The organism is Thiobacillus sp., assembly GCF_013693775.1.
Lineage (GTDB): Bacteria > Pseudomonadota > Gammaproteobacteria > Burkholderiales > Thiobacillaceae > Thiobacillus.
Window position 1 is genome coordinate 605,801 of sequence record NZ_CP059257.1, and the last position, 25,651, is coordinate 631,451.

14 protein-coding genes and 1 pseudogene are annotated in these 25,651 nt (G+C 62.4%); 13 read left to right on the top strand and 2 right to left on the bottom strand.

Annotation, left to right across the window (positions count from 1 at the left end; genetic code table 11):
* Positions 1 to 77: 77 nt before the first annotated feature.
* The gene (locus HZY77_RS03050; RefSeq protein WP_296818612.1) at positions 78 to 1,931 is read right to left on the bottom strand and encodes a GGDEF domain-containing protein; all 1,854 of its coding nucleotides are present in this window, start codon (positions 1,929 to 1,931) and stop codon (positions 78 to 80) included.
* 181 nt (positions 1,932 to 2,112) lie between these two features.
* Here HZY77_RS03050 and epsA point away from each other — a divergent pair, with 181 nt between their 5' ends.
* From epsA to HZY77_RS17715, 13 genes and pseudogenes are all read left to right on the top strand, one after another.
* Positions 2,113 to 2,892, top strand: coding sequence for an XrtB/PEP-CTERM-associated transcriptional regulator EpsA (gene epsA / locus HZY77_RS03055; protein ID WP_296818614.1), 780 nt, complete (start codon positions 2,113 to 2,115; stop codon positions 2,890 to 2,892).
* Positions 2,893 to 3,110: 218 nt separating this feature from the next.
* A complete protein-coding gene (locus HZY77_RS03060; RefSeq protein WP_018508380.1) occupies positions 3,111 to 3,863 on the top strand; it encodes a PEP-CTERM sorting domain-containing protein in 753 nt (250 codons plus the stop codon).
* Positions 3,864 to 3,941: 78 nt separating this feature from the next.
* Positions 3,942 to 5,198 carry a substrate-binding domain-containing protein gene (locus HZY77_RS17710; RefSeq protein ID WP_363154233.1) on the top strand — a complete coding sequence of 419 codons (1,257 nt, stop codon included), beginning with the start codon at positions 3,942 to 3,944 and terminating at the stop codon, positions 5,196 to 5,198.
* Between the two features lie 429 nt (positions 5,199 to 5,627).
* Entirely contained in the window at positions 5,628 to 5,987 is a 360-nt protein-coding gene (locus HZY77_RS03065) for a POTRA domain-containing protein (protein ID WP_296818618.1), read from the top strand.
* Positions 5,939 to 6,829 (top strand): ShlB/FhaC/HecB family hemolysin secretion/activation protein, encoded by an 891-nt coding sequence (locus HZY77_RS03070; protein ID WP_296818621.1) that lies wholly within the window; start codon positions 5,939 to 5,941, stop codon positions 6,827 to 6,829. Before HZY77_RS03065 ends, HZY77_RS03070 begins: the two co-directional genes overlap by 49 nt.
* Positions 6,793 to 7,056, top strand: a complete 264-nt coding sequence (locus tag HZY77_RS03075) for a hypothetical protein (protein ID WP_296818625.1) — start codon at positions 6,793 to 6,795, stop codon at positions 7,054 to 7,056. Before HZY77_RS03070 ends, HZY77_RS03075 begins: the two co-directional genes overlap by 37 nt.
* Positions 7,057 to 7,089: 33 nt before the next feature.
* On the top strand, positions 7,090 to 17,187 hold the full coding sequence (locus HZY77_RS03080) for a filamentous haemagglutinin family protein (RefSeq protein ID WP_296818627.1): 10,098 nt from the start codon (positions 7,090 to 7,092) through the stop codon (positions 17,185 to 17,187).
* 126 nt (positions 17,188 to 17,313) lie between these two features.
* Positions 17,314 to 19,068: a DUF2341 domain-containing protein gene (locus tag HZY77_RS03085; RefSeq protein ID WP_296818629.1), complete on the top strand. Its 1,755-nt coding sequence runs from the start codon at positions 17,314 to 17,316 to the stop codon at positions 19,066 to 19,068.
* 9 nt (positions 19,069 to 19,077) lie between these two features.
* Positions 19,078 to 19,485 (top strand): biopolymer transporter ExbD, encoded by a 408-nt coding sequence (locus HZY77_RS03090; RefSeq protein WP_296768020.1) that lies wholly within the window; start codon positions 19,078 to 19,080, stop codon positions 19,483 to 19,485.
* Between the two features lie 2 nt (positions 19,486 to 19,487).
* Positions 19,488 to 20,129 carry an energy transducer TonB gene (locus HZY77_RS03095; protein ID WP_296818632.1) on the top strand — a complete coding sequence of 214 codons (642 nt, stop codon included), beginning with the start codon at positions 19,488 to 19,490 and terminating at the stop codon, positions 20,127 to 20,129.
* 33 nt (positions 20,130 to 20,162) lie between these two features.
* Complete coding sequence (locus HZY77_RS03100; protein WP_296818634.1) at positions 20,163 to 21,710, top strand: putative porin; 1,548 nt, start codon at positions 20,163 to 20,165, stop codon at positions 21,708 to 21,710.
* Positions 21,676 to 22,086: a hypothetical protein gene (locus tag HZY77_RS03105; protein ID WP_296818636.1), complete on the top strand. Its 411-nt coding sequence runs from the start codon at positions 21,676 to 21,678 to the stop codon at positions 22,084 to 22,086. The genes HZY77_RS03100 and HZY77_RS03105 overlap by 35 nt, the downstream gene beginning before the upstream one ends.
* Positions 22,044 to 22,217 (top strand): annotated as a pseudogene (locus HZY77_RS17715) (ankyrin repeat domain-containing protein); the annotation flags it as partial. The gene HZY77_RS03105 and the pseudogene HZY77_RS17715, both read left to right, overlap by 43 nt.
* Before the next feature lie 1,169 nt (positions 22,218 to 23,386).
* Here the strand turns inward: HZY77_RS17715 and HZY77_RS03110 are convergent.
* Positions 23,387 to 25,306, bottom strand: coding sequence for an alkaline phosphatase PhoX (locus tag HZY77_RS03110; RefSeq protein ID WP_296818639.1), 1,920 nt, complete (start codon positions 25,304 to 25,306; stop codon positions 23,387 to 23,389).
* Between the last annotated feature and the right edge of the window lie 345 nt (positions 25,307 to 25,651).

Below are 25,651 nucleotides of genomic sequence, written 5' to 3' on the forward strand. Positions count from 1 at the left end.
CGGGTGTTCCCAATTCTCCTGTAGTATCTGGCGGGCCTGATGGCCCGCATTTTTGAAGGGTGGCCGTCGTTCCCGGTTCAGGCGGACGTCAATTCTTCCGATGCCGTGCTGGTTCCCGCAGCAGGCGTTTGCGTCACCAGCCGCCGGCCGAAAGGCATGCGGCGCTGATCGATGAACAGGCTGCTGCCGTCAATGCGCTTGGCCATGCGCTTGGCTTCAGAAGCGGCACGCGCCACTTCCTGGTAATGGTGGTAATTGCTCGGATCGACCAGCACGGCGCCGATGGACAGGGTCACCAGGGCATGAAAAGCCATGACGCCGCGCCGGTCTTCGCTGCGGTAGCCGCCCGCCTCCACATGCTCGGGATTGAACAGCGCCCGGCATTCGCGATCGAAGCGGGCCACCATGCCATGGCAGCGTATTTCCCAGTCGAGGCTCTGGAACAGCACGACAAAATCGTCGCCGCCGATGTGGCCTACGAAATCGAGTTCGGGGTTGCAACTGTCGCGCAGGATACGCGCCAGCAATTGGATGATGTCGTCCCCGCGGCGGAAACCGTAGACGTCGTTGTAGGGTTTGAACTGGTCGAGATCGAAATAGGCCGTGACGAAGGTCTGTTCGTTGACGAGCAGTCGCTCGAGGTGTTCCTGGATCGGCACGTTGCCAGGCAACCCAGAGAGCGGGTTGGCATAACGCGCGGCAACGATCTGCATTTCGGTGACTTCGCGCATCAGGTCGAAGCCGGATCCCAGCCCCAGGTAGCGTCCTTCTGTCGTGATGATGAAACCCTGGGTAAAGGCGGCCTTGCCCTTCTTGACGACCAGTTCGGACAGTTCTGCCATGCGCGTGGCCTTGTCGACGATGAGCGGGTCGGTGTCCATCATGTCGCGGCACGGCTTGCGGCCATGGAGCTCGCGGCCGTAGAGGCCGATGAAACGGTCGAGCAAGGCGGGGCGGTGAATGATGCCGACGGGGATATCCTTGTCCACCACGGCCACCGCATGCAGTTCGGGGTATTGCATCATCAGCTCGAGCACGTCTTCGCTGGATGTTTTGGGACTGACGGACGGAGCGGAGACCACGAGCCGGTCGGCCGATACGTGCAGACCGTCGCGCGCCTGGAGCATGGGAAAGACACTGACGATGCCGGATTGCAGGCAGGCTTCCACCTCGCGTGACAGCAGCCGGATCGGTACGGGAGAAGGGCGTCCGATCAGGTAGCCCTGGGCGTAGCGGATGCCGAGATCCTTCAATACGGCCAGTTCGGACGGGCTTTCCACGCCCTCGGCAATCACGCAGGAATGCGCGCCTTCGGCCAGCATCCTGATCGAGCGCACGAACTGGATCTTGTGGGNGTCCTGGTGAATTCCGGCGATGAAATGCTTGTCGATCTTGACGAAGGCTGGCTTCAGTTCGGACCACAGCCGCAGGCTGGAAAAGCCTTCGCCGAGGTCGTCCATGGCCACCTCGATGCCGATCGCGCGCAAGCCGGCGACCGCTTTGCGCAGAAAGGCGTAATCCAGCGCGGTCGCATTCTCGGTGATTTCGATCACTACCTGGCTGCTGGACAGGCCGACATCCGACAACGCCGCCAGCACCGATTCCGGTGCGAAGGTCGCATCCAGGAGGCTACCGGGCGACAGGTTCACGAACAATCGTCCCGGCAGCTTCAATTGCGCAAACGTCTTGAGGGACATATGGATGCAGGCCCAGTCCAGCGCGGTCAGCAGGCCATGCTGTTCGGCCACGCGGAACATCGCCTGCGGCGCATGCAGCGGGCTGTTCGACGGTCCCCGCGACAGGGCTTCGTATCCCATCACGCGTCCGTTGGCGAGGTCGAGCACCGGTTGCAGCAGGGTCAACAGGCGTGCCTTGTCCAGGATGTGGTCCAGATGCACGCGTAATTCGTCGTGGCTCATAGAGGGAGACATGAGGGGAGGTCGGCCCTCGACGATAGGTGGCCTGCGTTACGGGCGTGTGAAGCAGGGCAGGACGGGTTGTGCTCACAGGAGAGGCGCAAGACTGCGCGAAACGGCGTAAGGTTCCTGGCGTCAAAAACTTCATGCCCTTGTCATGGCGTATGCCTATTCTCTGCTCGCAACAGGGGAGTCCATGCACAATACCAACGAACTGACCGACGAAGAGTGCGGCCATCTGGCGCGCATCCTGCTCGCCTCGCGGCGGGTCACGTTGCGCCATCANTTTTTCAGCTGGATCCATGGCCCGGTGCAGTCGCTCATCCCGCACGAAATCCTGCTGTGCGGCGTGGCGGACGAGAGCGGCTACCTGCTGCACCAGCGCTTTACCGCCTGCCGCTATTTCAAGGACGACCACTATCACCGCGTGATTCACCCGGGCGATGGTCTGATCAGCCAGCTGGCACAGGAATGGCAGGCCTGCGGCGAACCGCGCCTGATCGCCGGGCAGCACGAAGACAGTGGCAACTGGACGGCTCGCCTGACCGACCTCGAACTGAAGAATGTCGCCTTTCACGGCATGGGCTGGACCAACGGCCAGATCAAGGGCTACGCCAGTTTCTCGCGCGTGCGGGTGCCGTTCGACAGCCGGCTCGAACTGTATCTCGACATCCTGCTGCCGCACCTGCTCGCCACCCTGGCCCGCATGTTGTCCCACGAATCGCGCACTGGCACGCTCAGCCGACGGCCTGCCGGGCTCATCACCGCGCGCGAGGTCGAGGTGCTGACCTGGGTACGCGACGGCAAGACCAACGACGAAATCGCCGACATCCTCGGCCTGTCCATGCTCACCGTCAAAAACCACCTGCGCCACACCATGAANAAAATGGTCGTCCGCACCCGCGGCCAGGCGGTCGCCAAGGCCATTGCGCTGGGACTGCTGCATGCCCATGGTTCGCGTGGCGACATGCAATAACCAGGCCATTCGCCGGCCTGTTTGCACATGAGCCAACCGGCTCAATTTTCGGGCCCCGGTTTCCCCATCGCGTGTCATCCGTGCTCTCTAAAGTAGCCCTGTCCGCAGCCATGCGGGCTCCATTTCCGGTTGGTCTGACGCGTAGCCCGCCAGGCCTGCCCCACAGNGGGGCGGAAAGCATCACAACTTTCTGGTTTATTAAATTAGGAGCACTACTGATGAACTTCAAACTCAATGCACTGGTCGCTGCCGCGCTGCTGGCCGCCGCCGGTTCCGCCAACGCTGCCATCGACCCGGGCCTGAACGGCAACGGCGAAATCTGGTTTGCCGTGTACGACACCGTGGCGCAGAAATCCTTCACTTTCGACACCGGCGTGTACATGAACGACTTCGTCGGTACGGGCGTCAATTACAACTACAACTTCGCCAGCGATGCCAACTGGACCACCTTCGCGGCCGGCACAAACTCTGCCAACTGGCTGTGGATGGTCGGGGCTGAGGGTGCTACGGGTACCAGTGCTGCTCGTGTCTTTACGACCGATAACGCAGCCACTGTTTCTATTCCCAAAGCTGGCCCGACGAACATGGCTGCCAATGGTGCGATTTATACCAATGCCCAGATCGCCAGCCTTAACTACGCCGCCAATATTTCCACGGTCAAGTATGCAGGCGATTCAGGTTACTTCGGTGATCCCACCATGACGGGCAACTGGGGTACCAAGTTCACGCCTGATGCCTCTGCCACTGTGGGTACGGCCATGAATTTCTTCTCCATTACCGGTGCCTCCGGCTTGGGCAACGTCAATGGCGTCAAGTTTGGCGCCACTGCCACTGACGTCTGGACCTTGAGCAGCGCTGGCGTGCTGAACTACGGTGCCGCCGCGCCCGTGCCCGAGGCGGATACCTACGCCTTGATGCTGGCCGGTCTGGGACTGGTGGGCTTCATGGCCCGTCGCCGCTTGGCTGCCTGATTATTTCCATCTGAATTACTCATCCAATCGTGCCATCCCGCTCCGTTGGAGCGGGATGCAACCCAAAGGAATTGACGCATGAAACTGAACAAAATTGCTCTGGCCCTGGCTGCGTTGGCAGCTGCCCCCGTTGCTTTCGCCCACAGCCCGACCACGACGCCTGACCTGGTCGTGCGCATCTCCGGCGCTTCCGCCCAGCAGGGCACCCTGGTGAAAATCGCCGAGACCATGATGGTCGCCGGCACCATCGACGTGTTCTACAACGATGCCTCGGGCAAAGATCATCGTGCCGTGTTCGGGACGATGAAGCCCACCGGCACGGCCATCGGCGTACTGAATACCACCATCCCGGCTTCCATCGGTGGCAAGAAAGTCCTGATTCTGGATCGCGCCGCAGGCGGCTCCTTCTATGGCGTAGGCCCGGTTGCTCGTGCCCAGGCCATCGCTGCCATGAAGGTTGATGGCAGCTGTACCAGCTCCGGCAACACTTTCCCCAANCCCTCCTACTATTGCGCCGGCACCGAACTGCAAGTGTCCGACGCCGGCGTGTCCGACGTCGAGCCCGGCATGTTCCGCGGCCCCAACCTGCCCGTCGGCGAAACGGCCCTGAGCGCAGCCGAACTGGCCGTTCTGGATGTGGCCAGTCAGAACGGCGTGGTCATGGGCATCGCCGTGACCAACAACTATCCCTACACCACGATCAGCAAGGCGGCCGTCCAGTCCATCATGACGGGCACCTACACCGACTGGAGCCAGGTGAACGCCAGCTTGTCCGGCCCCATCACCCTGGAAACCCGTGCGGCTGGATCCGGTACCAAGTCCGCGGCAAATGCCTTTTTCCTGAATGCCCCTTGCTCGACTGCTGGTCTGTCTCCCTTTGGTGCTCAGGGCGATCCGGTCAATTTCTCCACCTACACCGTGGTTGAAAACGGCAGCACCGGCGGCGTCAAGTCCGGCCTGAACAGCGTGTATGCCAAAGGCCAAATGGGTCTCGGCCTGGTTTCTCTGGAGAACACCCCGAGCGGCAGCGACAACTGGAAGTTCGTCGCCATCGACGGCGTGGCGCCCACCATCGCCAATGCAGTGAACGGCGACTACCAGTTCTTCGTCGAGCAATCGATGCAATGGCGGAGCAGCACCAACGGCACCGCCGTGGGCGATGTTCTGAATACCTTCCGTACCGTGTCTTCCGATCCGGCCATTCTGTCGATCCTCCCGGGTGTGGCGGCTACCCCATTCAACTATGACCCGGCCTATGCAGCCATCACGCTGAAGGGTACGCGTGCTGCGGTATCCGGCCCGAACACCTGCCAACCGCTGCAGCTGTTCTACTGATCCGGGTTGACGTCCTGACCTGGAAAAGTGGTTCGAGATGGGCGCAATGCCCATCCTGGACTACGGGAAGCGTCCACCGCAAGGTGGGCGCTTTTTGGCTTGCTTGAGTCTGATTTTTATTGGGTGTTGTCGATGCGGATGCCATTCCTGAAAAGAGCGTCTGCAATCGAATGGCTGTTGATGAATTGGCTGTGACCACATGAATGTCTGCAATGAACGATCGAGAGACGTGACGAAACGGAAGGAATCCAAGGGGGTCGCCGACTGGATCCGCATGCGGATGAAGTGGCCGTGGGTTTGTTGCCTGATAGTGTTCCTGGGCCTGTCGATGGCACTGACCGCCAGGGCCGAGGAAGGCGCAGGGAGGCGTCAGCCGATGCTGTGCCAGCTACGGCGCAGGGAAACCATTTCAATATTTTCGAATACGCCGTGGAAGGCAATACTCTGTTATCGACCATCGCCATCGAACAGGCGGTGTATCCCTATCTGGGAGAGAACCGAAGCATTGCCGATGTGCAGTCCGCTCGGGAAAGTCTGGAACGGGCCTATCGCGATGGCGGGTATCCGACGGTGTTCGTGGATATCCCGGAACAGAAAGTGGATGGGAACACGGTTCGTCTCAGAGTGACCGAGGGCAGCGTGGAGCGCTTGCGGGTAAGCGGCGCGAAATATTACTCGTTGGGGGAGATCAAGGCGCACGTTCCTACGCTGGCAGAGGGCAGCGTGCCGTATTTCCCGATGTGCAGAAGCAGCTGGCCAGCCTGGCCGCGGCACGCGACCGGAAGGTGACGCCGGTGCTGCGAGCGGGCAGGACGCCCGGCAAGGTGGAAGTGGAACTGAAGGTGGAGGATGAGCTGCCTCTGCATGGCAGTCTGGAAGCCAACAACTACTACAGCGCCAATACCGAACACGCCCGTGTCAATGGCATGTTGCGCTTCGACAATCTGTGGCAACGGGGCCATAGCGTTTCTCTCCAGTATCAGGCGACGCCGTCCGATCCCAACCAGAGCAACGCATGGTCCGGCACTTATGTCATGCCCGGATCGACTGGCAACACCTATGCGTTGTATGCCATCCGGTCCCGCAGCAATGTGAGTACGCTTGGCGACTATGGCGTGGTGGGCAATGGCGACATCATGGGCGTGCGCTGGATCCATTCGCTACCGGGCAAGCCCGGCCTGTTTCACAGTCTGACCCTGGGAATGGACTACAAGCATTCCCTGGAAAGCATCGTCGGCAGTACCGACAGCTTCAGCACGCCTGTGACATATCTGCCTGTAGTCGCTCAATACAGCGGGACATTCGCCGGGGAATCCGGCGTGACCCAGGTGGATCTGGGGGCGAATTTCTCGTTACGCGGCCTGCGCGACAACGAAAGCGAATTTCAGCTGCGGCGCTACAACGCCCGTTCCAATTATTTCTACTGGCGCGGCGACGCGATGCGTACCCAGAAGTTGGGTGCCGATTTCAGCCTGTATGGCCGGATGGATTTTCAGCTGGCCAGCGGACCGCTTATCGGCAATGAACAATTCACCATCGGCGGTGCGCAGAACGTGCGCGGATATCTGGAAGGCGAACGCCTGGGGACGACGGCATGCGCGCCACACTGGAACTGCGCAGCCCGCGCCTAGCGGTGAGTATGAAGGATATCGACCAGCTCTTCCTGCTCGCTTTCGTGGATGCCGGGAAAGTCTGGATCCTCGATCCTCTGCCCGGGCAGACCGACCGTTTCGACCTGTCCAGCGCAGGGGTCGGCCTGCGCCTGACCGCCTGGAAATACTGGCATGTCAATGCGGATTTCGCGCTGCCTTTCAGGATGGCGCCTATACCTCGGCCCGTCACGGGCGCTTCCACCTGAAGGCCAGTTATGACTTCTAAGCAAAGAACGCCGTTGCATCGATTCGCCGCCTACGGGATGTCGGTGTGGGTCGGCATCGCTCCCCCTCTGGTGCAGGCGGCGGGGACCCTTCCTATCCCTTGCGCCGGAGGGGCATGCGGTAGCAATCCCAATCCGACGCCCTGGATTGGCCAAGGCAGCGGCAGCCTGTCCGTGACGCCGGACGGCAGCCATATGGTCATCCAGCAGAACACTGGCAAGGCCATCTTCAACTGGGCAGGCTTCAACATCGGGGCTGGGAACAGCGTGCAGTTCGTCCAGCCGAATGCGGCAGCCAGTTCTTTGAACCGGATCTGGGATGCGAATCCCACCACGATACAAGGACAGTTGAGCGCCAATGGCCAGATATTCCTGCTGAACCAGAACGGTATTCTGTTCGCGGCCGGCGCCCAGGTGGACACGCGTTCATTGGTCGCATCAAGCCTGGACATCAATGACAATGTCTATCTCAACGGCCTCATCGCCAACCTGCACAGCAATCCCCAATTCGCGCCCTTTAGCGGGGCGACCGTCGCTGGTTTCGTACGGGTGGAAGCGGGCGCCACGCTCACCACCGGTAGTGGCGGCAGTGTCATGCTGTTCGCACCCACGGTGGAAAACAACGGCTTGATCCATACGCCAGACGGCCAGATCCTGCTGGCGGCAGGTTCGAAGGTTTACCTGGCTCCTTCNGGGGATGCCAATCTGCGCGGTCTGCTGGTGGCCGTGGACAACCCGGGTACCGGCGCGGCGGCGCCAGGAACGAGCACGGCGAGCAACCTGGACCTGGGCCAGCTGATCGCCGAGCGGGGCAACGTCACCCTGGCAGGCCTGGCGGTGAACCAGAAGGGACGGATCACCGCCACGACGTCGGTCAGCGCCAACGGTTCCGTGTATCTCATGGCGGGCGATACGGCCCAGTTCAATGCCTCGCTGTCCAATCCCTATCCTGTCACCCGGGGCGGCACGCTGGTGCTGGGCGCGAAGAGCGTGACCGAGGTGCTGCCGGACGACGACGATACGCAAACCATCGTCGACAGCGCCAACATGAACGTCTCGAAGGTGAATGCACTGGCACAGAATATCGTCATGGAGGGCGATGGCACGTCCGGCGCCCTGATCCGCGCGCCCGGTGGCGACGTGACGCTTTCGGCACGCAGACTGGACGGCACCAGCACAGGCATTGGCGATTACACCAGCACGGCGCTTCCCGACAATCTCAAGTCGTACCCAAATCCTCCCACGAACACCGCCGCCAAGACCGGTACCCGAGTCGAGATGCAAGCGGGCAGTCGTATCGACGTGTCCGGCATGAGCGATGTGGAACTGGCCATGGAGCGCAACGTACTGCAGGTCCAGTTGCGCGGTGACGAGTTGAAGGATGCGCCCTTGCAACGGGATGGTTTCCTGCGCGGCAAGACCGTGGCGGTGGACATTCGCGATCTGGACGAGAACGGCCGGATTCCGCTGGCCGATCTCTCCGGTTATAAAAACCAGATTGCCCGCACCGCGAAGGAACGCCTCACGACCGGCGGCAACGTCAAGCTGCAGTCAGAAGGGGACGTCGTCATCCGGTCCGGGGCCAGCATCGATGTCAGTGGTGGTTCCGTCCGCTACCGGGACGGGTATGTCTACACCAGCCAGCTGGTCTCCCAGAGCGGTAAAACGTACGATATCAGCGAAGCGCCGGTCGACGAAGTCTACGTCGGATTCGCCAACGAAAAACTGATCAGCGGCGACAAGTGGCTGGACGACCAAAGCATCAAGGCCATGGGCAAGTTTGAGGCCGGTTATGTGGAGGGTAAGGATGCGGGAACGGTCCAGATCGTGGCCCATGACCTGAGCCTGCCGGCGGGCGTGCTGCATGGCGCCACGACGGCCGGCCCCTATCAGCGGAATGCCGCCAGCCGCCCCCGGGGCGGCCAGTTGATCCTGGGCGATACCAGCTATCAGGTGGCGCTCGATGGCCAGAAGGAATACGACTTCAAGCTGCCGGGCATTACTTTCTATTCCGGCGGCACGCCGGGTACGGACGGGAACGTCTGGATTTCCACGGATCTGTTCGACGCGGGTTTCGATCGCCTGGCGGTCTACAGCAATGGCACGATTACCGTGCCTGCCGGCACGACCCTGGCGACGCAGTCCGGCGGCAGCCTGTATCTCGGCAGCACCAAACGCATCGACGTGCAGGGCAACCTCATCACGCCAGGGGGAGCCATTACGCTCAAGACCTTCCAGCCTTTCAACGGTCTGGATGGGGATGTCACGTTGGGTGCCCATACGCTGATTTCGGCAGCAGGGACCTGGACCAATGATTCCCTGCCGGATGCCGACCGGTCTGCGGCGGCCCAGGCAGATGCCGGCTCCATTTCCATCGAAGGCTATGGCGATCTCGATCTGGCAACGGGAAGCGTGCTCGACGTCAGCGGCGGTGCCTGGGTGAAACAGGACGGTTCGGTGGAAAAAGGAAATGCGGGCAGCATCAGCCTAGCAGTCAAATCGTTGGATGCTTCCCAGACGGCATCCAACCGGATCACGCTGGGCAGCGAGTTGCGCGGCTTTGCCCTGGGCAAGGGAGGTTCCCTGAAGATCCGGGCCGCCAAGGCATTGATCGGCAACAGCGGGACGTCTCTGCCCAGCGGATGGGGAGCGGAAACGCTGGTCCTGGATCCAGGCGTCTTTACCCGGGGCGGGTTCACGGATTACAGCGTCGAGGGCTATGACGCGCTGACCGTTGCCGCCAATACTCTCATCCGGCCCGATTATGCGGGATGGCAGTTGAAGAATTCGGCGCTGGCCCAGTCCTCCGGCAGCAGCATGAAGGATCTGGCCAATGAGGTCGTACTGCCTTGGCAGTTGCGCGCACCCATGAAACTTGCCTTGAAGAGCGGCAATAACTTTGCCAACTCGGGCGGGGTGCAGTTCGGTCGGCTTGCCGTGGGAGCAGGGGCCGTCATCGACGTCGGCCCGCAGGGAAGCATCGATTTGAGCGCGGGCAACCTGCTGACCGTCGACGGCAGCCTGACCGCAGCAGCAGGGTCCATCTCGCTGGCGCTCGCCCAGGTAGGGGACTGGTATCGGGACAACCGTGCCATCTGGGTGGGCAGCCATGCCCGCCTGGATGTGTCGGGTATCGCCAAGCTGCTTCCGAGCACGACTGGCCTGCGGGAAGGCGAGGTGCTCCAGGGCGGTACCATCAGCCTGTCCGCGGGTACGGGGACGCTGGAAGGCAGGAATTACACAGGCGCGGGTAATGTGGTGATCCAGGCGCGGACGGACGGTCAGGCGACCTTGGACGTGTCGGGCACCAAGGCGACGCTGGACTTGGCCACACAGGCGGGAAATGCCACGACCGTGAAAGCCACGGAAGTGGCGAGCGACGCCGGCAGCGTGGTCATCACCGCCACGGAAGGCATCTTGCTCGACGACGGCGTCATGGCAGGCAAGTCAGGCGGCGACGGTGCGGCGGGCGGGCGCTTCAGTGCCGCGATCTGGAAGGATCGGAGCGCCGGCACGCCCGGCAGGGGCTATCCGACCCTATATGGGGATCGCCAAATGATCCTGTCGCAGACCGGCGATTATGTGCCGGCCGGTTTGACGCCGGGCGCCGCCATCGATCATGCGGTGTACGGCGGCAAAGCCTATATCCCCGTGGGCGGACTGGTCAGCGGCGGCTTCGATAGCGTCGCCTTCAAGAGCGAGAACCAGATTGCCTTCAGCGGTCCGGTCAATCTCGGCGTGAAGCGGCAGATCACCCTGGACGCGCCAGCGCTGGCAGGCGGAACGGGAGATGTGAGTCTGAGCGCGGCCTATGTGCGCGCAGGCAATCTGGANCCCCTGTTCCAATCGAATGTCCCGACTGCAACGAGTGGAACGGCACATCTCGATGTGGCGGCCAAGATGCTGGATCTGGAAGGGAACTTCGCCCTGAAGGGTTTCCGGTCGGCCGCATTCGAAGCCGACCAGGATATTCGCTTCAACGCGGTGGCCATCAGCGGGACTCCGACCTATACCGGCAGTCTGAGTGCAGCGGGCAATCTGGTTTTCAAGAGTGCGCAAGCCTATCCCACGACGCTTTCCACGTTCAAGGTGAGCACGCCNGGGGATGTGACCTTCACCGGAAATGGCCAGGCTGCGCCGCTNCCNTTGTCGGCGGGAGGCCGCCTGAGCGTGGAGGCGGCCAATATCTTCCAGAATGGCGTGCTGCGCGCGCCGCTGGGGAGCCTTTACCTGACGGCCGGCAACACAATCCGGCTGGGCGACGGCAGTTTGACTTCCGTATCGGCGGCGGGCGCCTTGCTGCCCTTGGGGCAGACCACGAGCGACGGCAGCGAATGGGTGTATCAGCTCGATAACTACACGCTGATTCTGGATGCGCCACCGGAAAAGTCCATTCGCCTGGATGCGCCTGACATCCAGGTTCGTGCCACGGCTGGCCTCGATCTCAGCGGCGGCGGCGATCTCTATGCCTACGAGTTCCTGCCGGGGCCAGGCGGTTCCCGCGATATCCTGGCCGAGCCGGGCGTGTATGCCGTGATTCCCGGCTATGGCGCCGGCTATGCACCACGGGACATACAAAATTCGGATAGCACGCTGCAAGCGGGCGCGAGCGTCTATCTCAGCGGTGGCGGTGGCGGNGGATTGAATGCCGGGGTGTATACCCTGCTTCCCGCCCACTATGCGCTGATGCCGGGTGCCTATCTGGTCAAGGCCGTTTCCGGATATCAGGATATGTTGCCGCACCAGAACCGGGCGCTGGCGGATGGCGCCGCACTGGTGGCGGGCCGTGCCTTGGTGAACGGGACCGATATCGCCGCCGGCCGCAGTCAGGGGTATCTCGTGGCGTCCGGCGACGTGGTGCGCACGTATTCCAGCTTCATCGAGAGTCATGCCAATACCTTCTTCACCCAGGCTGCCCAGGCTACCGGTTATACCCGACCGCGGCTGCCGGAAGATTCGGGCCTGCTATCGTTGAGAGCAACCCAGCTGACCATGAATGCCGCGCCCCGATTCGATGTGGGCGCGGGCGGGCGAGGCGGCATGCTGGATATCGCATCCAGCGCCATTGCCATCGTCGATGATGTTTCAGGTGTTCCCAACGGTTATCTAGGCTTGTCCGCTGAGATGTTGAATAGCTTCAATGTCGAAAGCCTGCTGATCGGCGGCACCCGTTCCGTGTCTGCATCCGGCTACGACATCGATGTGAATGCGGCCGACGTGCGCCTGCTCAACAGCGCAGACCATGCCTTAAAGGCGGGCGAAGTCATGCTCGCTTCCCGTGACGCCTTGACCCTGGGCTCAGGGATGGGCGATGGCCGTGACGGTTATATCGAGAGCCAGGGTGAGTTGACGGGCGCGCCGGATGAAATCACCTTGAATGGCGACGGTGCGTTCCTGCGCGTTGCCCAGAGCAGCCTGCCTATCCTGTCCCGTGGCGCCACGGCTGGTTCGGCCGGAACGCTCACCCTGCACGAAAAGGCGGAACTGACGGGTGATTCCATTTTGCTGGATGCCACCTGGGATAACCTGATCGCCGGTACGGCTGTCTTCAACAGCCCAGCGATCAGTGTGGCCAGCAGCCGGGTCAGTTTCGGTGCCGTGCCGGCCGGCCAGGACGGTTTGAAGGTCACGCCCGGCCTGCTGGCCCAACTTCGACAAGCCAGGGATCTGCGTCTGCGTACCTATAGCACCATGGATTTCTATGATGGGGCCAGCGTGGACCTGACCGACGGCGCCACGGCGCCGGCCGGCCTGACCTTGGATGCGCCGGCGCTGGTCGTCCATACGGGCGAGGATGTGGTGTTCCAGGCCAATAGTCTTGTCCTGGGCAATACGTCCGGATCGTATTCGGGCAGCGCGACCCCGATGTCGGGCAGTCTGAGCTTGCGGGCCGAGCGTTATGTAGATGCGGCAGGCACCGTGGCAAAGGGGACGGGGCGTATCACTCTGGGTGACGGCCAGGTTGCCTTGCAGGGCGGTCGTGCCTATACCCTGGCTGCCAGCGACGAAATCATGACGAGCGGGAAGGGACAGATGGATGCCTCGGGCAACCTGACACTGGAAACGCCTCATCTGGTCGCGGACACCGGTACGGTTTATGACATCCAGAGCAATGCCGCCCTGAATGTGGTCCGATCGGCCACGCCAAATCCGGCCGCGCCAGCCGATACGCTNGGGGGACGTTTGGGTTTGAAGGGCGACACGGTCTATGTGGACACTCAAATCGACGCGTTGGCCGGCCATATCGATATCGAAGCGACAGGCGGGGCGGCCGGGGCCGACAGCCTGGTTCTGGCGAATGGCGCGCAAGTAAATGCTACGGGGTATGCCAAAGCCTTCGGCACCGAGACGGCCTACGCCGACGGCGGGCAGATCGAACTGCGCGCGACCCGCGGCAATGTGGCGCTCGATAACGGTGCCCGTGTGAGCGTGGCGGGCGCAGGCGAAGGCGATGCCGGTAGTCTGACCATTCGGGCCATCGACGGAACGGCGAAACTGGATGGCGATCTGGATGGGGGCGCGGATACGGCCCATGGCGCCTTGGGTGGGCGGTTCGCGCTGGATCTGGCGGGCCTGGGTGATTTTTCCGGCCTGCTGTCCAAACTGGGTGCCGGCAAGTTTTCCGAATCCGTGAGTGTGCACCTGCGCGGGAGCGGGACTGCGGGCAGCATCGCCATGGCCGCTGGCGATACGCTGACTTCCCATGATGTCTTGCTGGTTTCCGACCAGGGCGATATCCGCCTGGCGGGAGTCATCGACAGTACCGGTGCCCGCGGCGGAAGCGTGCAGGCCTATGCGGCGGGCGACGTCGCCCTGTTGTCCGGTGCGCAATTGAACGCCTACGCCACGCGTTCCGAGGCCCAGTATGCCGGCAGCAGCGGCGACGGCGGCAAGGTGACCCTAGGCACTGCGGGCGGTCATATCGACATCCAATCCGGCAGCGCCATTGACGTTTCCGCCCACGGCAGCTACGCGGAAGGCGGCAACGTGGTCTTGCGAGCGCCGCGCAACAGCGCCGGAACGGATATGGCGATTGCCCGCCTGGATGGCGCGATCATGGGTGCAAACGAAGTCGTGGCCGAAGGCTTCGAGTCCTATGCCCGGAACAGCCTGAGCGCCAGCGATGTTGCGGTGAATAGCGCCATCTACAACGATGCCAATGCCTTCATGGCCAATGCCGCAACGATCGCGGCCCGCCTCGGCAAAACCGGCGATCCGGCATTCCATGTGCGGCCGGGCGTGGAGGTGGACAGTACCGGTGACCTGACATTGAATGGTGATCTGGGACTGCAGGCACTGCATATTGCGGGCGAGTCGGGCGTGTTGAGCTTGCGCGCCGTGGGCGATCTCATCCTGAACGGCAGCATCAGCGACGGATTCAACGGGACCACCGCCAGCGCCACCCAGAATGGTGGCGACAGCTGGTCGTATCGTTTGGCCTCCGGGGCCGATGCCGGCAGCAGCAATCCGCTGGCGGTGCACGACAAAGCGGACCTGGCTGGGAAAGGCAACTTCACCCTGGCCGCGGGCAAGATGGTGCGGACCGGTACGGGCGATATCGACATCGCCGTCGGCGGCGATCTGACGCTCAAGTCGACTTCAGCTACCCAGGTGGCGGTGATTTACACGGCAGGCGTGCCGGGAGACACGACGGGATATGCCATTCCGTCCGGTACGCCCAAGGCGGTTTTCCCTGATCGCGGTGGCGATCTCGCCATCCAGGTCGGTGGCGATGTCACGGCGGAAGTCAGCGGCACGTCCAACAAGAATCAGCAGCAACTGATCACCGATTGGCTGGCACGCAAGGTGAATGCCGGCTCCACCTTCTGGTGGCCTGATTTCTCGGCCTTCAGACAGGGGATCGGCGCACTGGGCGGCGGTAATGTACGGATTGCCGCTGGCGGCGACATTGTCAATCTGGGCGCGGTCGTTCCCGTCAGCGGCAAGACCAACACGACCTCCGGAGCAATGGATGTCCGCGGCGGGGGCGACCTGACGGTCGTTGCCGGCGGGGATATCCGGGGCGGCGTGTTCCAGGTGGGCAGCGGCCAGGGCCGGATTCAGGCCGGCGGGGCGATCCGGGAAGGGCGCACGGTCAGCGGTGTGGCGATCTACCCGTATCTGGCGCTGGAACAGGGCGGCTACGACGTATCGGCGCACGGCAATGTGACGATCGCCTCGGTCTTCGACCCGACCGCGCTTTACCGCACCGGCTTCAGCGGTACGCCCTATTTCTACGACTACGCACCGGGCAGCAAGGTCGGCGTGCAATCCCTGGTCGGCGACGTCAGATTCGACAACAACAACAGCAACCTCACGTTGCTGAAGAATGCCTTCTTCCCCACCTTCACGGCAGGCGGTGTCACGGCCTTGTCCGGCTATCCGGGGCAAGTGGCGGCGGCCGCCCTGTCGGGCGGCATCGCCATTGCCAACAACATGGTGCTGTTTCCGGATGCCCAGGGCAATCTTCAACTCCTGGCCCANAAGGGGATCACGCTGGAGCAGGGCAGCGAAGTGTATCTGAGCGATTTCGATCCGGCCCTGATTCCCGGCGCCCTGAATGCCGGCACCAGCACCGTCGGATTGGACCAGTACCAGCAATTCAGCGCCAGCATTTCCAAGCATGCCACCCCGCTACTGCATGGTGCCGATTCCCGTTCCGCCTACCTCTATTCGCTCATGGGCGATGTGGATCTGGCAGGCTATTTCGTGTCGACCAAGCAGACAACCATCGATGCGGGCCGGGACATTGTCTTCCGTTCCATCGCCTATGTGCAGAACAATGCCGATGACCACCAGAGCAGTTTCCGGGCCGGGCGGGACATTGTGTCGCCTTCGGTGCGCAACGTCACCAACGGCCTGGCCAGCAATAATGCCGAGTTGCAGGTGGGCGGCCCCGGCTACGGCGAATTTTTCGCGGGGAGAAACATCGACCTGGGGAACTCGGCCGGCATTTCCTCTTATGGCAATCTGAAGAACCAGGCTTTGCCGACCGGAGGCGCCACGCTCTCTGCCGCAGCAGGCCTGGGACAGGATGGCGACGGTCACGTGCGGGATCCGGACTACGCCGGATTCGCAGCACGCTATCTGATGTCAGGCAGCGCGGCACTGGCCGATTACAAGGCGCCTGCGGACTTCTCCAGCTTGTCCCTGGCCCAGCAGGCCCTGCTTGTTTTCAATAACGAGTTGCTGATCGGTGCCAGCGAAGGGCAGGCAGGCAAGGGTTACGAGCGCGCCTACGCTGCCATTGCCACGTTGTTCCCCAGCCAGGATGCCGCAGGCGTCCCGCTGGCCTATCAAGGCGACGTGAATCTGGTGTTCAGCCGTATCACTACCCAGCAGACCGGCGCTATCCAATTGCTCATGCCGGGCGGCAGCCTCAATGTGGGCCTGGCCAATCCTCCGCCCAGCCTGGCCGACAACAAGGCGCCGTCCGACCTGGGCATCATGACNCTTGCCGGGGGCAATATCCTGGCGATGGCCCGTGACGATATCCAGGTGAACCAGTCCAGGGTACTTACCGTGGCCGGNGGTGACATCCTGCTCTGGTCGACCCTGGGCAACGTGGATGCCGGCAAGGGCAAGAAGACGGCGACCGCCGCCCCGCCGCCCCAGGTCACCTACGATGCCAGCGGCAACCCGACGCTGAATGTGCAGGGCACGGTGAGCGGCAGCGGGATCGGGACGCTCAAGACCAATCCCAATATTCCCGACGGCAATGTGGTTCTGGCCGCACCCTCAGGAGTCGTGGATGCGGGCGATGCGGGTATCCGCTCCTCCGGCAATCTGCTGATCGCAGCCCAGCAGGTTCTGAATAGCGGAAATATCCAAGTGGGCGGCAATGTCGTCGGTACGCCCGCATCGAGCAGCGGCTTGGGGGCCGGTTTGAGCGGTCTCGGCAATCTGTCTCCGAATGGCCAGTCGGCGGAGGAGACCAACCGGTCGATGCGGGACGGTTCAGCGAATTCGGCGGAACAGATGCAAAAGGTCCAGGACGCCCTTGCCAATTTCAAGCCTTCGCTTATCAGCGTGGAGGTGCTGGGTTTTGGCGGGGAGGCTGAACGCTGTCCGGATGGCGATATCGCATGTGCCAAAAAGAAAGGAGGCAGCTGAGACACATCCTGTGTGTCGTCCTGACATGTGCCGTTCGGCTCATGCCGATGTGCCACATGTTCATGGCCGTGCAACAGTCGGCCTACACAATCAATGACTTTGTAAACATCTCGAAGACATTGAGACATGATCCGATTTTTGTTTCCCCTGCTGTTGATGTTGGCGGCCGCCCCGGCCCATGCGTGGTGGAACGGCGATTGGTCTGCGCGCAAGGCAATCACGATCAATACGGCCGATTCTGGCGCCGCCGTGAAGGAGGCGCAGGCCAATGTGCCGGTATTGATCCGCCTGCACACGGGGAATTTCGACTTTCTGAGCGCGAATCCCAATGGCTCCGATCTGCGCTTCGTCGCGGGTGACGACAAGACGCCGTTGAATTTCCAGATCGAGAAATTTGACAGTACCGCCGAGCAGGCCCTGATCTGGGTGCAGGTTCCCAAGGTGGAAGGTGGCAAGGACAAGCAGCAGGTCTGGCTGTATTACGGCAACGAAGGCGCGCCTGCGGTTGGCGACGGCAAAGCGGTCTACGATCCCAGCTTCATGCTGGTCCAGCACTACGCGGAAGCCAGCGGCGCGCCACAGGACAGCACAGCGGCGGCGATCCCATCTGGAGCATTCAACGGCACGCGCACACCGGGCGGTGCGATCGGCGGAGCCGTCAAGTTCGACGGGACGCAAACGCTCGATATTCCTGTCGCATCGAAACTGGTCTATGGGGCGGCGGGCGGCATGACGGTCTCGCTCTGGATCAAGCCGGACATGGCCGGCCAGACGGCCGAACTGCTGCATGCGGGGCAGACGCTGACGCTGGCACTGGAAGGCGGCAAGCTGGTCGCCCGTTCGGGTAGCGTCACGGTAACCGGGCCGGATGTATCCGCAACAGGCTGGAGCCAGGTGTCGGCGACCCTGAGCGACAAGCTTCGTGTGTATCTCAATGGCGCGATGGCAGGCGAGGCCGCAGTGGCGGCACCCGATGCGGCACTGGATCTGAAACTTGGCGCGGGCTTCAAAGGCGAAGTCGATGAACTGGAAGTGTCCAACGTCGCACGCAGCGCGGACTGGTTGCGCCTGGCCGCGATGACGCAAGGCCCGGACAGCGACAAGGTGGTGCAGGCGGGTGAGGAGGAAAGCGAGGATGGCGGCGGCGACGCCTCCTACTTCGGCGTGATCCTGAAGAGTGTGACGCTGGATGGCTGGGTGGTGATCGCCGTGCTGATGGTGATGCTCGGTATCAGCGTGCTGGTGATGGCGTCGAAGGCGCTGCTGGTGAGCAAGATCACCCGGGCGAACAAGGAGTTCCTGGAAGCCTTCCATGATTTGAAGGCGCAGGATACGGCCGGGCTGGATGCCGACGAGGATCCCGAGGATGCCGACCTGAAGGGCAGCGGCATGGCTGAGATCCTGTTTGGCCACCACGACCATCACCAGAACTCGACTCTGTACCGCATCTATCACGCCGGCATCCAGCAAGTGAAGAATCGCATGGGCAAGCGCGCCGGCGTGGAGTTGTCGCCGCAGGCGCTCGACGTGGTGAAGGCCAGCCTCGACGCCACCGTGGTGCGCGAGAACCAGAAGCTCAACAGCCTGATGGTGCTGCTCACCATCGCGATTTCCGGCGGACCGTTCCTGGGTCTACTCGGCACCGTCGTTGGGGTGATGATCACCTTCGCCGCGATCGCCGCCACCGGCGACGTCAACGTCGCGGCCATCGCGCCCGGCATCGCCGCCGCGCTGGTCGCCACGGTGGCCGGCCTGGCGGTCGCGATCCCGGCGCTGTTCGGCTACAACTACCTCGGTTCGCGCATCAAGGCGATCAGCGCCGACATGCACGTGTTCGTGGACGAGTACATCGCCCGCATCGCCGAAACCTACAGCCGATAGGAGACGGACATGGCCGAGATCCGCGAAGACAACGAACCGTTCGACGACATCAACATCACGCCGATGCTCGACCTGGCGTATGTGCTGCTGGTCATCTTCATCATCATGACGACGGCTTCGGTGCAGGGGATCAAGGTCAACCTGCCCAAGGCCAGCAACACGCCGAGCCTCGCCAAGCCCAAGACCAAGTCGGTCACCATCGACGCCAACGGGCAGATCTATCTGGACACGTATCCCGTCAGCATGGCCGAACTGGAAAGCCGGCTGAAGAGCTTCAAGGCGATCACGCCCGACCTGCCGGTGGTGATCAAGGGCGATTCGAAGATCGCCTATGAAAAGGTGATCGACGTGATGGATTTGTGCGGTCGCCTGGACATCACCCAGCTGGGCCTGGTGACGGCCAAGCAGCCGAAGTAACGATGCCGGCACGCAAGCGATCCCTGCGCAGCCGGCTGCCGCTCATCGGCGGCCTGTTGTTCTTGACGCTGTTCACGGCGGGGGTGATTTGNGGGGTGATGGACTTCATCCAGGATTCGGGTAGGCCCGAAAGGCCGAAGATCCAGACCATTTCCCTGGTCAAGCCACCGCCGCCCAAGCCGCCGGAAGAGAAGCCGCCCGAGCCGCAGAAGATCGACAAGCCGAAGGAAGAGGTCAAGCTCGACGAGCCCCAGCCGCCTCAGCCCGAGGCGCCGCCCCGCCGCCCGGCGGCATCCCCGACGGCCCGGCAGGCGGGATGGCGACCGATNCTGGCCGCAGGCAGCGGAATCGGCATCGGCGGCGGGATCGGCAACGAACGCCGTAGCTGGTATTCGAACATGATCTCGCGCCAGCTGGAGGACGAGCTGAGACGTGCCAAGCGCCTGCAGGGCAAGGACTACCGAGTGGTCGCGCAGATATGGTTCGACCCGTCCGGCGGCGTCAGCCGGGTGCAGCTTGACCAGGGCACGGGCGACAGCGCGCTCGACGAGGCGCTGCGCCAGGAGATCCTGCAGGCAAGCCTGCGCGANCCCTTGCCCGACGACATCCCGCAACCGGTGCGGCTGCGCGTGGTGTCGCGCTGAGTTTCCGATTCATGAACACGATCCACTAAACCAATGAAAACTCATTACATCAAGCCCCTGGCCATGGCGCTCAGCCTGGTTTTTGCCATGCCTGTCCAGGCCGCCAGCGAACGCCAGGAACTGGAGACGCTGCGCGCAACGACGCTGGCTCTCGTGGATGCCCTAGTGAAACAGGGCGTGCTGAGCGCCGAGGTGGCGCAGGAGCTTATCAAGCAGGCAGAGAAGAAAGGCCAAGAGCAGGCCGACGTAAGCGCCAAATCCGAAGCCGCGTCCGGCGTAGTACGCGTGCCTTACATCCCCGAAGTGGTGAAGCGCGAAATCAGCGAGCAGATCCGGCAGGAAGTGGTGGCGCAGGCCAAGACCGAGCACTGGGGCGACGTAAACGCGGTACCGGAATGGGTGGAACGCCTGAAGTGGGAAGGCGATATCCGTCTGCGTTTTCAGGATGACCTGTACGCCAAAAGCAATGACATTCCCAACAGCTTCGCGGGTTACGGCATCAACCTCAACAATACCTCGGAGACCCGGGAGCGTCTCCGCCTGCGTGCGCGTCTGGGCCTGCTGGCCAAGATCACGGATAACGTCTCGGCAGGATTCAGGATCACGACGGGCGACACCTCGGACCCCGTGTCCACCAATCAGACCATGGGTACGACCTTCAACAAATATTCCCTGGTGCTGGACCGGGCCTACGCCAAGGTGGCACCGTGGGAATGGTTGAGCGTGAGCGGTGGCCGCATTCCCAATCCATTTTTCAGTACGGACCTGGTTTGGGACGACGACGTGAACTTCGAAGGCGCTGCCGCCAGCTTTACGCCCTGGTCTAGAGAAAACTGGGATTGGAAGCCTTTCGCGACCATCGGCGCCTTCCCGCTGCAGTCAGTAGAGACGTCGCCGGCCAATCTGGCCAAAAACAAATGGCTCTATGCGGCGCAACTNGGGGTGAACTGGCGTGCAGGTCCGGATACCCGCTGGCGCTTCGGTCTGGCCTATTACGACTATCGCAATATCAAGGGCATCCCCAACACGGATCCCTTCCGACCCCATTTGTATGATGCGACCACACCCGGCTATCGCCAGAAGGGGAATTCCCTGTTTGACATCAGCCTGGGAGGGACGGGAACCTGGGCGCTGGCTGCCGATTATCAATTGGCCAACCTGACGGCGATGGTCGATCTGGCCCAGTTCGAACCGGTGCATGTGATCTTGACAGGCGATGTGGTCAAGAACATAGGCTATGACAACGCCGAAGTACAACAGCGCATGGGGGTAGGGTACCAGGCCCGAACCCTGGGCTGGCACACCAAGCTCACGGTGGGCATGCCGAAGGTCGATAAGGAAGGAGATTGGCAGGCCTTCCTGGGCTACCGCAATCTTCAGCGGGATGCCACGCTGGATGCCTTTACCGACTCGGATTTCAACCTGGGCGGGACCAATAGCAAGGGCTTTTATCTTGGCGGCCTGTACGGGATCGATCGCAATTCCTGGCTGGGGGTGAAGTGGCTGTCCGCCGACTCGATCGACGGTCCGTTGTCCTTTGGCGTGGATGTTCTTCAAGTGGACTTCAATGCCAAGTTCTAAGGCGCTGCGTTGGCTGTTGATCCTGCTCGCGCTGGCGGCATTGTCGGCCCACGCCTTCGATATGGAGCGTGACACCTGGCTGTTGCCGGAAGATAACGCCGCAGCTAACACTTTGCGCCAGGACCCCTTGGAGTTTGCACGGATCAAGGCCGACGGCAATGATCAGGAGCCGGAGTACGCCAAGGACGATCAGGCCAAGTTGATTGCCGCCGCCGGTGAGAATGACTTCAAAGCCGTGTCGCTATTGCTGGCCAAAGGTGTTAACCCCAACCTCAGCGCCGACCGTTGGGGTGACCGGGCGCTTCCCGTGCCGTCGCCAACGGCAATGTGGAGATGGTGCGCATCCTGCTGGAGGCGGGCGCCGATCCGGATTTGAAAGGGCGGGGCTTCACCCCGCTCGGCATGTCCGCCCTGCAAGGGCACGTCCGGATCGTTCGCCTTCTGCTGAAGGCCGGCGCGGACGTCGACAGGAAAAGCAATGACGGCAACACGCCCATCATCGCGGCCACGCTCATGCACCGGGCCGACGTGGTGCGGGAACTGCTGGCCTATCACCCCGACATGACGATCTGGAACCGGGAGGGCCGGGTGAGCCTGGGCATCGCAGTCGAGCAGGGCGACACGGATATCGTGACGATGATGCTGGCAGCCGGCGTGGATCCCAATCTCATGGATCGCAATGGCAACCGACCGCTGTTCTGGGCGGGCGACCGTCAGGACATCGCCACCATGCTGGTGGCGCGTGGGGGATCTCGTTTTGAAGCACATCGGCCACAACCTGTCTTTTTCTTGTTCAGGGAATCAATCCATGAAACAGATACATCGACTATCAGGGTATGTACCCCCGGCACGGCTGGGCGCATTGTCGCTGGCGCTCATAGTGTGCATGGCCAGCCTGGCGCCGCACGCCGAGGCGTCCGACAAGAAGGCCAGCCGGGAGCGCGAGGCCTTGCGGCGGGTACAGCAGCAGTTGTCCCAGGTGCAGGGACAACTCGATGCCGTGGAACAGGAAAAGGCCCGGCTGGCGGCGGATCTGGAGCAGGCCCAGGCATCGTCAAAGACCGCGGAAGGACAAGTGGCGAGCCTGCGGCACGGACTTGGTACCAGCAAGCAGCAACTCGTGGCGGCAACCCGTGAGCTGACGCAAGCCAAGGAAGAACTGGCCACGACATCGCAGCAGCTCACCGACACTCAAAAGACCCTGGCCGACACCACCCAGGCCCTGCAGCAGACGCGGGCGGAAAAACGCGACCTGGAAGCACTCAAGGCACGCCATGAGCGCGACATCGCTTCGTGCGAGCGCAAGAATGTAGCGCTCTACGAGGTGGGGCGGTCGCTGATGGATCGTTTCGAGCACAAGACGTGCGGCGAGATACTGGCAGANAAGGAACCGTTTTCCGGCCTCAAGAAGGTGGAGACGGAAAACCTGCTGGAAGAATATCGCGACAAACTGGATGAGCAGAAGCTGATCAGGCCACCTGGCGGTTGAGCGGCTCGCAGGCCATGACCTGCAAACAGCCGTAACCGAGCCTTCTCAGGTGCTCGGTCTCAGGTGCTCGGTGCCGTTCAGTTCAAGTATGTTCACATGATACGGAGCGATCGTCCGGAACAGCTTGAGAGATGTTCCGGACGATACTGTGAGGCCCGCCTGGATGTCCAGGCGGGCTTGCATGACGTCAGTCGTCGTGCCGGGTACATCCTTCAACCGTGAGATAGCCGACGGCCGCGCTGAACCGGCCGTTGTAATTGGCCTTCACCAGCGGATCCAGGACGGATTTCACCTTGTCGTGCAATGGCGATTCCCAGTCGCCGGGGTGCTGGAAGTTGCTCATGATGTAGCTGAAGCCGTTGACGTCGTCGACCGCGTGCAGGCCTGTGGACTCGGCGCCGGCGGGACAGGACAGGATGCGGCTCAGTTCCTTGGTGTCGACGTTGTAGGCCCACAGGAAGTTGTTCACGTGGTTGCCGCTGTCCTCGCCGATGAACAGGGTGCGCATCGCCTCGGAGTACTTGAGGTTGTCCGGGTTGGCGATCTTGTCGGCGTTGGCGCTGTTGCCCAGGGCGTCGCGCACCGCCAGGTCCTCGCCTACCAGGGCGGCGGGGGCTGACATGGAGACGGAAACCCATTCGCTGTGAATGCGGTCGCCGTCGCTGTCCTTCTGGCCGCCGGTCAGCACGTGCTCGTACACGGCGCCGGCCACCGGGCCCTGCACCTTGATGTCGGTACTGCCGTCGACCATCGACTTGTAGATGTAGGACATGGCGGAATAGGCGCGCTTGTCAGCCGCGTTGACCGTGGTGCCTTCCATCTTGGTGAAGGCCATCGAAGCGCCCTTGTAGGCGGCATAGCGGTGGGTTTCCAGGAAGGCGGCGGCCTTGTCCATGCCGGGCATGAACTTCACCCACTGGGCCTTGCCGTTGTACGCGATCTTCGTGTAGCTGGCGTCGTTCGGGTTGCTGGTCTTCACGTCGACGATGTCGGCGGCGGTCAGGGTGTCGGCCAGGGCCTTGATCTCGTCGCTGGTGGCATGCCCCAGCTTGATCCAGGAAATGTCGCCGGCGCCGGCGCCGACGCCGAAGGTCTGCGTCCATTTGCCCACGTACAGGGTGCCGGCCGAGAGGTCGCGCTTGCGGTCGGCCACGAACATGAACAGGCCGCCGTTGGTGGTGTCGTCACCCATCAGCACGGTGCGCTCGTCGGGCATGACCTGTACCAGTTCGTGCGAGATGCGACCCATGCAGTAATGCTTCTTGATGCTGCCCGTGCCGTTGGGGTTCACGGTCACTTCCGGCAGGTGGCCGTAGTGGTAGGGGTTGGCGGCATCCGGGTTGCCGTAGAGGTTCTGGCTGAAGGCCTTGAACGATGCGTTGCCGGCGATGGTGACCGCGTCGGGCTCGTATTCCTCGCTCGACAGGTGCGTGTTCCAGGGCGAACGGCTGGCGCCGCAGGTGATCCACAGGCCATGCACGCCGCTGGTGTCCACGTTCGAATAGCTTTCCAGCGTCAGCTTGCCGGTACGCTTATCCTGGTCCAGGGCCAGAACCGCAATCGGCGAAGGCAGCATGCCGTACATCGAATCGCCGGCGACGTTCCGTGTCACGTATTCGAACTGCACAACCGCGAAGACACGCTCGCAATCGCGGCGGCGCGAGCGCGCGTGTCCGTGCCCCAGCGCGATCAGCGACATGCCATCCGGGCAGTCGGAGAAGAACTGGCGCTGGTCGGGAGAGGTCGTGTCGAGGATGGGCGCGTTGTTGATGTCGAAGTAGCCACCGGCCAGGATGGAGCCGCCTTCCGCGCTCGGCACAGTGTCGCCGGTCAGGAAGAAAGTCTCGTAGCCCAGCGCGTAGGTCTCGGTATGGCGGCCGATGCTTTTCGTCAGGGTCGAGGCGACATAGGTCTCAGCCATTTGCGAAGGGTTGGCCAGCGATGGAGCCGGCATCGCGTTGAACTGGTAGCGGACAGCCGCGCCCATCATGGGCCGGGCCTCGGCCAANNAAGGCAAACCGGCCAGTGACGAGGCCAGCGGCAACATCGGTACGCCAGACAGCAGTTGGAGTGCGCGGCGGCGGGAATGGGAAACAGGTTCTGACATTGACGGATCTCCGGTATGGATTTGACGAAACCGGTCGCCATCAGGCCGGCGACCGGGAACGCACAAAATCTAACAAGCCGCCGTGACAATGAAATGACGCATACATGATCCCTTTGCGCAAAACCGGCCGCCGGAACGATCATTTCGGGCCACGATCATTTTAGGCTGCCTCCTGACCGCCCGGGATGCCCAACGCGACTTTCGTGCGTGCTGCCCAGTCGGGTACCGCCGGGGTCTGGCGACTTGCAAGGATCACAGCCATAAAGACGGCCATAAAAGGGTTACACTCGACGCCTGCCTGGAAGCGCAAAATCCGCTATGGCGTGCAGTGAATAAGGGGAGAGG

Coding starts and splice junctions, on each gene's coding strand:
- HZY77_RS03090 (WP_296768020.1), top strand. CDS start 19,078: ATGGCCGAGATCCGCGAAGACAACGAACCGTTCGACGACATCAACATC.
- HZY77_RS03060 (WP_018508380.1), top strand. CDS start 3,111: ATGAACTTCAAACTCAATGCACTGGTCGCTGCCGCGCTGCTGGCCGCC.
- HZY77_RS03075 (WP_296818625.1), top strand. CDS start 6,793: ATGCGCGCCACACTGGAACTGCGCAGCCCGCGCCTAGCGGTGAGTATG.
- HZY77_RS03105 (WP_296818636.1), top strand. CDS start 21,676: ATGTTCTTCAAGTGGACTTCAATGCCAAGTTCTAAGGCGCTGCGTTGG.
- HZY77_RS03085 (WP_296818629.1), top strand. CDS start 17,314: ATGATCCGATTTTTGTTTCCCCTGCTGTTGATGTTGGCGGCCGCCCCG.